Source organism: Enterobacter sp. AG326, assembly GCF_004362415.1.
Taxonomy (GTDB): Bacteria; Pseudomonadota; Gammaproteobacteria; order Enterobacterales; family Enterobacteriaceae; genus Enterobacter; species Enterobacter asburiae.
Window position 1 is genome coordinate 204094 of the sequence record NZ_SNXG01000006.1, and the last position, 11037, is coordinate 215130.

Consider the following 11037-nt stretch of genomic DNA (forward strand, 5'->3'; position numbering starts at 1 on the left):
AACTTAACTCGTCACCGCCTCTTCAAGCGGCGGATTCTCCAGCAGCGTCAGCATCGTATTCGCAATCTCGCGCTCGCCCATCACCACCTTATTCGCACCGCGCTCGGTAATGTACTCCACCTCGTCGTCATAGTGCGCCCGGGCGATAATCTCAATCGTTGGGCACTTCTCGCGCGCGGAAGCCACAATCTCGCCCGCTTCATAGCCGTTAGGTATGGTCAGCAGCAGCCAGCGCGCGCAGTCCAGATGCGCCAGATTCATGATCTCTTCGTTAGCCGCATTGCCCAGCACCGCACGAATACCGCGCTCGCGCAGCTCGTCGACGCGGGTGCGTGAGGTCTCAATCACCACCAGCGGAATCCCCTGCGCCATCAGCTTCTCACCGAGCAGGCTGCCCACGCGGCCAAAGCCGACCAGCAGGGCGTGATTGCAAATATCCACCGGGATCTGCTTCTCTTCTTCGATGGCTTCTTCGAGCGTCTGTTCTTCCAGCGTTTCGGTTTTATCGAGGTATTTTTCCAGCAGGGCAAACAGCACCGGGTTCAGCATAATCGACAGAATCGCCCCCGCCAGCACCAGGTTTTGCCCCGCCTGCGGCAGCAGGTTCAGGGCCATGCCCAGACCGGCCAGAATAAAGGCGAACTCACCGATCTGCGCCAGGCTGGCGGCGATGGTCAACGCCGTCCGCGGGGAGTGGCCGAACATCCGCACCAGGAAGAAGGCGGCAAGCGACTTGCCAAAGATGATGATCGCCAGCGTGCCCAGCACGGCCAGCGGTTGATGAATCAGGACCATCGGGTCAAACAGCATTCCGACGGAGACGAAGAACAGCACGGCGAAGGCATCGCGCAGCGGCAGAGTGTCGTGCGCCGCGCGGTGGCTCAGCTCGGATTCGTTCAGCACCATCCCGGCGAAGAACGCGCCCAGGGCAAAGGAGACGTCAAACAGCTCTACGGCACCAAAAGCGATACCCAGCGCCAGCGCCAGCACGGAGAGGGTAAACAGCTCGCGTGAGCCGGTTGCCGCGCTGCGGGACATGATCCACGGCACAAGACGGCGGCCCACCAGCATCATGATGGCGATAAACGCCACCACCTTACCGATGGTAATACTCATATCCAGCGCCAGCGAGGCAAAGCCGACGTTGTCTTTTTCCATCATCCCGGCGACGGCAGGCAGCAGCACCAGCGTCAACACCATCACCAGATCTTCAACGATCAGCCAGCCTATCGCGATTTGCCCGCGCTGGCTGTCTATCAGCTGTCTCTCTTCAAGCGCGCGCAGCAGCACCACGGTACTGGCGGTTGAGAGACACAGCCCAAAAACGATACCGGTCATTAACGACCAGCCCAGCACCGCCGAAAGCGCCATCCCCAGCAGCGTCGCCACCCCTATCTGGGCGATCGCTCCCGGTATGGCAATCGACTTTACCGCCATCAAATCCTTCAGGGAGAAGTGCAGGCCGACGCCAAACATCAGCAGAATCACGCCCAATTCCGCCAGCTCAGGGGCCAGTTTGGTATCCGCTACGAAGCCTGGCGTAAACGGCCCCGCCAGTACACCCGCTAACAGATAGCCGACAAGAGGAGAAATACGCAGTTTATTGGCAATCATGCCGAGGATAAAAGCGAGCACAAGTCCACCAACAATGGTGGTGATAAGCGGTGTGGCGTGGTGCATTCCGTCTCCTTTCGTTGTGGGTGTTCCTTTTTGGCGAAAACCAAAAAACCGAGTAATAGTTTATGACAATTTTTACCCTTATGTTTATGAATAATTGTTGAAGTTTGAATAAAACAGCAATATGCACGTAAAAAAGCGCATTTTGATAAATTCAGCGAGGGGATGAAGAAGAAACCCTTATGGCATAAGGGTATCAGGTAGCCAAAGTAAAACTTTGACTACCCGTAATTCAGGCTTTATGACGGTTATCAGGCAGGAATATGGTTAACATCCCAAGAAGCGGCAGGAAAGCGCAGATTTTATAAACCAGGAAGATACTGGTGTGGTCCGCAACCATCCCTAACACCGCTGCGCCAAGCCCTCCCATGCCGAAGGCGAAACCGAAAAAGAGTCCGGAAACCATACCGATACGTCCAGGCAGCAGCTCCTGGGCATAAACCAGAATGGCGGAAAAGGCGGAAGCGAGGATAAAACCAATGATCACGGTTAAAATCCCCGTCCATTCAAGGTTCGCGTACGGCAAAATAAGGGTAAACGGCGCCACGCCGAGGATAGAGCCCCAAATGACATATTTACGCCCAATCTTATCCCCCACAGGCCCGCCAATGACCGTACCGGCTGCGACGGCGAACAGGAAGGCAAACAGGTGGATTTGCGCATTCTGTACCGATAATCCGAATTTTTGCATCAGATAAAAGGTGTAATAGCTGCTGATGCTCGCCATATAGAAGTATTTCGAGAAAATCAGTACCAGCAGCACAGAGACGGCCAGAATAACCTTATTGCGCGGCAGGGGATTGATAACCTTCGCTTTAGGTTTCCCTTTATTCACGCGATGCTGAGCGGCATACCAGCGGCTGATCTGCGCCAGCACGATGATCGCCAGCAGCGCGGCCAGTACAAACCATGCCACGTTGCCTTTACCGTAAGGGGCAATAATCACCGCGGCCAGCAGCGGGCCGAGAGAGCTACCAAAGTTACCGCCCACCTGGAACAGCGACTGCGCCAGACCGTGACGTCCCCCGGAGGCCATGCGCGCCACGCGCGAGGACTCCGGATGGAAAACGGACGAGCCGGTGCCCACCAGCGCGGCGGCAATCAGCACGGCTTCAAAGCTCCCCGCCATGGCCAGCAGCACCAGCCCGCTTAGGGTGAAGCACATGCCGATCGGCAGCGACCACGGCATCGGGTATTTATCCGTCCAGTAGCCCACCACCGGCTGCAGCAGTGAGGAAGCCAGCTGGAAGGTCAGGGTGATCATCCCGATCTGCACGAAGGTGAGTGAGAACTCGGACTGCAGCAGCGGATAAATGGCCAGTATCAACGACTGGATCATGTCGTTGAGCAGGTGCGAGAGACTGATTGCGCCTAAGACTTTAAAGGAGGTGCGCGACGTAGGCGCGCCCGGAACGGGCTGGGTTGATTCACTGATTGCCATAGAGAGAAGTACCACGTCTTTAGTTATTAGTTATGCAGGGTGTAATTATTATCCGACTAACATACCCGCCCGGGACATTTGAAGAAAGTCGCAATTCTGAAAACTTATTTGTCTATTCTTGTTAGTCACTGTAATTTTTGCCTTTGTCTATTGGTCAGGGAGAGAGAAGATGAAGTTAATGAAGCGGGGCGTCGCGCTGGCGCTCATCGCCGCATGGGGCCTGGTAAGCCTGCCCGCGCAGGCGTATGAAAAAGACAAAACCTATAAAATCACCATTCTGCATACCAACGATCACCACGGTCATTTCTGGCGCAGCGAATACGGCGAATATGGCCTGTCGGCACAAAAAACGCTGGTGGACGGCATTCGCAAAGAGGTAGCGGCCCAGGGTGGCAGCGTGCTGCTGCTGTCGGGGGGCGATATCAATACCGGCGTGCCGGAATCCGATTTACAGGACGCGGAACCTGATTTTCGCGGCATGAACCTGATTGGCTATGACGCGATGGCCGTGGGTAACCACGAGTTCGATAATCCGCTGACCGTGCTGCGCCAGCAGGAAAAATGGGCCAAATTCCCCTTCCTCTCCGCCAATATTTACCAGAAAAGCACCGGCGAACGCCTGTTTAAGCCGTGGGCGCTGTTTAAGCGTCAGGATCTGAAGATTGCGGTCATCGGCTTAACCACCGACGACACGGCGAAAATTGGTAATCCCGAGTTCTTTACCGATATCGAATTCCGCAAACCGGCAGGCGAAGCGAAGCTGGTGATTCAGGAGCTGCAGCAAAACGAAAAGCCGGACGTGATTATCGCCACCACGCATATGGGGCACTACGACAACGGCGAGCACGGCTCTAACGCGCCCGGCGACGTGGAAATGGCGCGCAGCCTGCCCGCGGGCTCGCTGGCAATGATTGTGGGCGGTCACTCACAGGATCCGGTGTGCATGGCCTCGGAGAACAAAAAGCAGGTGGACTATGTGCCGGGCACGCCGTGCGCGCCGGACCGTCAGAACGGTATCTGGATTGTTCAGGCGCACGAGTGGGGCAAATACGTCGGCCGGGCGGATTTCGAGTTCCGTAACGGCGAGATGAAGCTGGTCCATTATCAGCTCATCCCGGTCAACCTGAAGAAGAAAGTCACCTACCCGGACGGGAAAAGTGAGCGCGTACTTTACACGCCAGAGATTCCAGAAAACCAGCAGATGCTCTCCCTGCTGACGCCTTTCCAGAACAAAGGAAAGGCACAGCTGGACGTGAAAATCGGCACGCTGAACGGGCGTCTGGAGGGGGACCGCAGTAAAGTTCGCTTCGTGCAGACCAACATGGGCCACCTGGTGCTGGCGGCGCAAATGGCGCGCACCGGCGCTGACTTCGGCGTGATGAGCGGCGGCGGCATTCGTGATTCCATCGAAGGTGGAAACATCACCTATAAAGACGTCCTGAAGGTGCAGCCGTTCGGCAACCTGGTGGTCTATGCGGACATGAGCGGGAAAGAGGTGATTGAGTACCTGACCGCCGTGGCGCAGATGAAGCCGGATTCCGGGGCCTATCCGCAGTTTGCCAACGTCAGCTTTGTGGCGAAAGACGGCAAGCTTAACGACCTGAAGATCAAAGGCGAACCGGTTGACCCGGCTAAAACGTACCGTCTGGCGACGTTAAGCTTTAACGCCACCGGCGGCGACGGCTATCCACATATTGATAACAAACCGGGATACGTGAATACCGGCTTTATCGATGCGGAAGTGCTGAAGCAGTTTATCGAGCAGAATTCGCCGATTGACGTGAATGCCTACGAGCCGAAAGGTGAGGTGAGCTGGCAGTAGTGGTGTGCGGCCTGATGCCCTCACCCCAACCCTCTCCCACCGGGAGAGGGCGCGAACACAAAAAACGGTAACGCCTGTTACCGTTTTGTTTTTACCTCGCAGCCGCCACCGGGCAATTTTCTCAATCCCGGCGCGCAATATCCGCAAACTTCGCGTCCAGCATTTTCGCCAGGTCGCCCGCCGCCAGCTCGATATCCAGCCCGCGTTTGCCGCCGGATATAAAGATGGTTTCAAACTCCTGTGAAGGCGCATCGATCAGCGTCGGCAGGCGTTTTTTCTGCCCGAGCGGACTGATCCCGCCCACCAGATAGCCCGTGGTGCGCTGCGCCACCATCGGATCCGCCATATCCACCTTCTTCGCCCCCAGGGCTTTGGCGACTTTCTTCAGATCCAGCTGTCCCGCGACCGGGGTAACCGCGACGGCGAGGTGTTTCATATCGCCATTCACCGCCACCAGCAGCGTTTTATAAACCTGGTCCGCGTTCAGCCCCAGCTTGCGCACCACTTCATCACCAAAGTTAGTCTCATTCGGATCGTGATCGTAAGTGTGGATCCGGAAAGAAATGTTGTTTTTTTCGAGTAATTTAACGGCGGGAGTCATAGCTATCCTTCTTACGACAGACAAATCATGCCATCAGCATACGCCTGACGTTTGTCTAAAAAATAGCACCATCTTGCGCAATAGTATTGGCAGTGATGGTCACTTTGAGCGACAATCGGCTCAACCGAAGGTCTCCTTCGGCATAATAAAAACGATGAAATTCCTCTTTGACGGGCCAATAGAAATATTGGCCATTTTTTTATTTCAACAGTGACGGCAAATTCCCTTCTCCGTACAAATGTAACGCCCCAACCGCCACCACGTAATGCCCCGCGGGCAAAGCATGCAGCGTCTGTCGCCAGGCTTTGTTGCGCGCATTCATCAGCACATCATACAGCGATTCGCTGAAGGTCGACGGTAACGCCAGCTTACCGTCCTCAGGCGGCGCGTCCAGCCACCAGCCAATCATGGTCTGCAGCAGGCGCGCGTTGGTGTGCCAGTGGGTCAACGTATCATCCAGCAGCATCAGGCCGTCGTCGGGAAGCTGGCGCAGAAGCGCAATCTGGCTGTCCGTCCCTTCCAGCTCGATGACGGGCAGGCTGCGCGCCTTTGCCGCGTTCAGCAGCTGGTAATCAATGCCGTAGTCACCGCGCAGCCCCAGACGCTGCGCCTGTGTGGCCTGCAGCACCATCGCAATTTGCCAGAGCGGCAGGGTGTCAATCATGGAGAGCGACACGCCGGTTTCATCCGCGACGCGCGTCAGTTCGGCAAGCTGGGCATCATCCAGACGTTCCGCCAGGGTGAGATCGCTCTCGAGCCCGGCAAACGGTGACTCCTGACCCGAAATGTCCGCCTCAACGACCAGCGCGTCGGCGCGTTTCAGCAGTTTTATCAGGCCGGGTGGCAAGGGAGACATATCCTGCGTACCCATATGGATGCTGCCGACCAGGTGCAGGTGTTGCCCGCCGGGAAGAGAGATATCCAGACCGGGCCAGGCGTAACGGCGAGGAAAGAGGGCGCGAAACGATGCTTTTATACGATTAAACAGACCCATACGCGCTCCATGAATGGAAAGGTTCATGCTAGCGCGTACGGGTACAAGGTTCAATCCTTCGGTTTAAAGCGCAGCAGCCGGTTGGCGTTGCTCACCACGGTAATGGAGGAGAGCGCCATCGCCGCGCCCGCGACCACCGGGTTAAGCAGCGTGCCGGTCAGCGGCCACAGAATACCGGCCGCGATTGGGATTCCGAGAGAGTTATAGATAAATGCCCCCAGCAGGTTCTGCTTCATGTTGCGCAGCGTGGCTTTTGAAATGGCCAGCGCGTCGGCAACGCCCATCAGGCTATGGCGCATCAGCGTAATGGCGGCGGTTTCGATGGCGACATCGCTCCCGCCGCCCATGGCAATCCCCACGTCCGCCTGGGCCAGCGCGGGGGCATCGTTGATGCCGTCGCCGACCATCGCCGCCTGACGACCCTGACTTTGCAGTTTCTTGATGGCGTCCGCTTTACCGTCCGGCAGTACGCCTGCAATGACCTCATCAATTCCGGCTTCTTTCGCGATGGCGTTGGCCGTTGTCGGATTGTCCCCGGTCAGCATCACCAGACGATAGCCGGCGCGGTGCAGACGCTGCAGGGCGTCCACGCTGTCCTGGCGAAGCGGATCGCGCACGGCCAGCAGCGCGGCGGCTTTGCCATCCACCGCCAGCAGAACCGGCGTAGCGCCCTGAGACGCCTGCGCCTTCAGCTCGCTTTCCAGCGCGGCGGTATCAATACCGTTTTCATTGAGCAATGCCTGGTTGCCCAGCAGCAGCGCGTGGCCTTCTGCTTCACCGCTGACGCCGAGCCCGCGCAGGGTGCGGAAATTGCTGACCTGCGGCAGGGCAGAAGCATTCGCTTTATCGAGAATGGCGCGCGCCAGCGGATGGCTGGAGCCTTGCTCCAGCGCGGCGGCGAGGCGCAGCGCGTCCTCTTGCGCAATGCCTGCGGTAGTGACGGCCACCACCTGCGGTTTGCCTTCGGTCAGCGTGCCGGTTTTATCAAACACCAGCGTGTCGAGAGTGCTGGCCCGCTGCAGCGCGTCCGCATCCCGCACCAGTACACCAAATTCGGCCGCGCGGCCTACGCCGGAGATAATCGACATTGGGGTCGCCAGGCCAAGGGCGCAAGGACAGGCGATGATCAGCACCGTGGTGGCGATCACCAGGGTGTAAACAATCTGCGGTGCGGGGCCGAAGAAATACCAGATCGCCGCGCTCAGCAGGGCAATGCCGACCACCACCGGCACAAAAATGGCCGAGATCCTGTCAGCAAGCTGGCCAATTTCCGGCTTGCTGCTCTGCGCCTGGCGCACCATGCGGATAATACGCGACAGCGTCGTGTGGCTGCCGACGGCGCTGGCGGTAAACAGCACGCTGCCGTCCTGCACCACCGTACCGGCATGAACGGCGTCGCCGTCTGATTTCTGCTGAGGGATAGGCTCGCCGGTCAGCATCGCTTCATCCAGCCAGGCTTCGCCCTGGGTTATCTTACCGTCAACGGGAACGCGATCGCCCGTCGTCAGGCGCAGCGTCATGCCGGGCTGAACTTCCGCCAGCGGGACGCTTTTCTCCCCCTCGTCCGTGACCACGCGGGCCGTCGGCGGGGTTAAATCAAGCAATCTTTCCAGCGCTTTCGAGGAGCGCTGGCGGGCGCGGGCTTCCAGCATGTGGCCCAGGTTAATCAGGCCGATAATCATCGCGCTCGCTTCATAGTAGAGATGGCGCGCCTCCATCGGGAACCACTGGGGCCAGACGTTCACGCTCATAGAATAGAGCCACGCCGCGCCGGTACCGAGCGCCACCAGCGTATCCATCGTCGCGGTGCGGTTTTTCAGGCTCTTCCAGGCGCTAGTGTAAAAATGCCCGCCTGCAAACACCATCACCGCAAGAGTAATCAGACCAATCACCAGCCACAGCGTGCGGTTGTCGTCGGTGACCATCATGTTGTCACCCATCATCCCCCACACCATCACCGGAATACCCACCAGCAGGGCGACAATTGCCTGCCAGCGGAAGCGTTTCATGGTAGCGATAGCCGTTTCCTGCTGGCGCTCGCGGCGCTCGGCATCATCTTCGATAGCCTCCGCCCCGTAGCCCGCTTTCTCAACGGCCTGCACTAAATCTGCGGCGGAGGCACTGCCCATCACCAGCGCAGTACGCTCCGCAAGATTGACCCGTGCCTGCGCGACGCCCGGTACGGCCTGCAAGGCGTTTTGTACCCGGGAGACGCAGCTGGCGCAGCTCATGCCGTTGATCAGCAGCTGTTGGCTGTCGTCAATATCATCAGCTGCCGGAAGCTCAGGAGTGGCCGCTGTCAGCGCTTCCGACGGGGATGATGACTCTGCCAGCGGTTTAGCCTTTGGGTGGCTTAACTCCGCCCCGTAACCGGCCTGCTTAATGGTATCAATCAGCGCATCCGCGCTGGCGCTGCCGGTGACGGCGGCATGATCGATAGTCACGTCAGCGCTTTCAACGTCAGGGCGCTGTTCCAGGCTTTCTTTAACGCGTTTGACGCAGTGGCCGCATGAGAGGCCGTCCAGCGTCAGGTCGATAGTGTGAGACATAACAAAACTCCCGTATAATGAACTGGTCAGTAGTTGACCGGAGTAACGCTTTTCGCTAACTGTTATGAAGGTTAAACCTTCCATCAAGGGGAAGGTCAAGGGGGAAATGTGAATATCAGTGACGTGGCAAAAAAAACCGGCTTAACCAGCAAGGCAATCCGCTTTTATGAAGAGAAGGGGCTGGTGACGCCACCGCTGCGCAGCGAAAACGGCTACCGCAGCTATACGAAACTGCATATTGATGAGCTGACGCTACTGCGCCAGGCAAGGCAGGTCGGTTTTAACCTGGAAGAGTGCGGCGAGCTGGTAAACCTGTTTAACGATCCGAAGCGTCATAGCGCCGACGTGAAAAAACGCACGCTGGAAAAAGTGGCCGAGATCGAACGCCACATCATCGAGCTGCAGGCGATGCGCGAACAGCTGCTGCAGCTCGCGGAATCCTGTCCGGGGGATGACAGCGCCGACTGCCCGATTATCGATAATCTTGCCGGCTGCTGTCATCGTAAGGCCTCTGCCTAACAGGCCTTCACCCGCAGGGTAATGCCTTCCACAGCAATGACCTCAACCCGCGTGCCGGCGCTGAGGTCGTCGTCGGCGACCACCGGCCACGAGCTGTCGCCCACGCGCATATGCCCGCGCCCGTTCACCAGCGCGGTGTCGAGCGTAAAACGCTTGCCGACAATCTGCTGTCCTCGCTGGTTAAGGTGCGCGTCCAGCGGCTTCTGCTCGTTAACCCGCCGGTTTAGCCAGCGCCACCATAGCCAGGCGGCCACCAGCGTCAGCACGGCAAACAGTGCACCCTGCCACGCCCAGTCCAGAGGAAGGATCCAGACCAGAAGGCCCGTAATGACGGCGGCAACACCGCTCCAGAGCAGGTAGCCGTTACCGCCCAGCATCTCCGCCGCCAGCAATAAGCCGCCGAGGCTTAGCCAGAAGGCATGAGGATGTGCAGCGATCAGCTCAATCATTTTTTACGCTCGTTTCCGCTGTCTTTAATCAGTTCGGCAATACCGGCGATAGAGCCCATCAGGCTGCTGGCCTCCAGCGGCATCATCACCACTTTGCTGTTGTTCGCCGAGCCGATCTGTTTTAGCGCGTCGGTATATTTTTGCGCGACAAAGTAGTTCACGGCCTGGATATCACCGGCGGCAATCGCTTCGGACACCATCTGAGTGGCGCGGGCTTCCGCTTCTGCCGAACGTTCACGCGCTTCCGCCTGTAAGAATGCGGACTGACGATCGCCTTCCGCTTTCAGGATCTGCGACTGTTTTTCACCTTCCGCTTTGAGGATCTCCGCCTGACGCACCCCTTCGGCTTCCAGAATGTAGGCGCGCTTGGTTCGCTCGGCCTTCATCTGGGCGTTCATGGAGGCGATCAGCTCAGCCGGCGGACGCACGTCGCGGATCTCGATACGGGTGACCTTGATCCCCCACGGGTTGGTTGCCTCATCGACAATATGCAGCAGGCGGGTATTGATGCTGTCGCGCTGGGAAAGCATCTCGTCCAGCTCCATCGAGCCGAGCACGGTACGGATGTTGGTCATCGTCAGGTTGACGATCGCCAGCTCCAGGTTGCTGACCTCATAGGCCGCTTTCGGCGCATCAATCACCTGAATAAAGCAGACGGCGTCGATGGTGACGTTGGCGTTATCCTTGGAGATGATCTCCTGAGACGGAATGTCCAGCACCTGTTCCATCATGTTGATCTTGCGACCGATTCTGTCCATGAACGGGACGATCAGGCTTAAGCCCGGCTGGAGGGTGTTGGTGTAGCGACCGAAACGCTCGACGGTCCACTGATAACCCTGAGGGACAATTTTGACGCCTGCGCCCACAATAACCAGCGCAACGAAAATAAGTGAATCGCCACGGATAATCTAGACACTTCTGAGCCGTTGATAATATAGGTTTTCATATTCAGCCGGTGGCATCTGCTCGCTCGAACCATGCCGAC

9 protein-coding genes are annotated in these 11037 nt (G+C 57.9%); 2 read left to right on the plus strand and 7 right to left on the minus strand.

The window, feature by feature from the left end; genetic code table 11:
- Positions 1–3 precede the first annotated feature (3 nt).
- Both ybaL and DFO52_RS18170 read right to left on the minus strand, forming a co-directional pair.
- The gene (ybaL, locus tag DFO52_RS18165) at positions 4–1680 is read right to left on the minus strand and encodes a YbaL family putative K(+) efflux transporter (RefSeq protein ID WP_047648529.1); all 1677 of its coding nucleotides are present in this window, start codon (positions 1678–1680) and stop codon (positions 4–6) included.
- 229 nt (positions 1681–1909) lie between these two features.
- On the minus strand, positions 1910–3118 hold the full coding sequence (locus DFO52_RS18170) for an MFS transporter (RefSeq protein WP_133550902.1): 1209 nt from the start codon (positions 3116–3118) through the stop codon (positions 1910–1912).
- Positions 3119–3287: 169 nt separating this feature from the next.
- Between DFO52_RS18170 and ushA the strand changes: the two genes are divergently transcribed.
- Entirely contained in the window at positions 3288–4940 is a 1653-nt protein-coding gene (ushA, locus tag DFO52_RS18175) for a bifunctional UDP-sugar hydrolase/5'-nucleotidase UshA (RefSeq protein ID WP_133550903.1), read from the plus strand.
- A gap of 121 nt (positions 4941–5061) precedes the next feature.
- Here the strand turns inward: ushA and ybaK are convergent, their stop codons facing one another.
- From ybaK to copA, 3 genes are all read right to left on the minus strand, one after another.
- Positions 5062–5541 carry a Cys-tRNA(Pro)/Cys-tRNA(Cys) deacylase YbaK gene (ybaK, locus tag DFO52_RS18180; protein ID WP_023310615.1) on the minus strand — a complete coding sequence of 160 codons (480 nt, stop codon included), beginning with the start codon at positions 5539–5541 and terminating at the stop codon, positions 5062–5064.
- 199 nt (positions 5542–5740) lie between these two features.
- Complete coding sequence (locus DFO52_RS18185; RefSeq protein ID WP_133550904.1) at positions 5741–6535, minus strand: TraB/GumN family protein; 795 nt, start codon at positions 6533–6535, stop codon at positions 5741–5743.
- A 50-nt stretch (positions 6536–6585) separates the two neighbouring features.
- Positions 6586–9084: a copper-exporting P-type ATPase CopA gene (copA, locus tag DFO52_RS18190; protein ID WP_133550905.1), complete on the minus strand. Its 2499-nt coding sequence runs from the start codon at positions 9082–9084 to the stop codon at positions 6586–6588.
- Between the two features lie 108 nt (positions 9085–9192).
- On the opposite strand from copA, the gene cueR reads away from it, so the two are divergent.
- On the plus strand, positions 9193–9603 hold the full coding sequence (gene cueR / locus DFO52_RS18195; RefSeq protein WP_032661458.1) for a Cu(I)-responsive transcriptional regulator: 411 nt from the start codon (positions 9193–9195) through the stop codon (positions 9601–9603).
- Here the strand turns inward: cueR and DFO52_RS18200 are convergent.
- The gene (locus DFO52_RS18200; protein ID WP_023310619.1) at positions 9600–10052 is read right to left on the minus strand and encodes an NfeD family protein; all 453 of its coding nucleotides are present in this window, start codon (positions 10050–10052) and stop codon (positions 9600–9602) included. The two genes, cueR and DFO52_RS18200, sit on opposite strands and share 4 nt — an antisense overlap.
- A complete protein-coding gene (locus DFO52_RS18205) occupies positions 10049–10960 on the minus strand; it encodes an SPFH domain-containing protein (RefSeq protein ID WP_133550906.1) in 912 nt (303 codons plus the stop codon). Before DFO52_RS18205 ends, DFO52_RS18200 begins: the two co-directional genes overlap by 4 nt.
- Between the last annotated feature and the right edge of the window lie 77 nt (positions 10961–11037).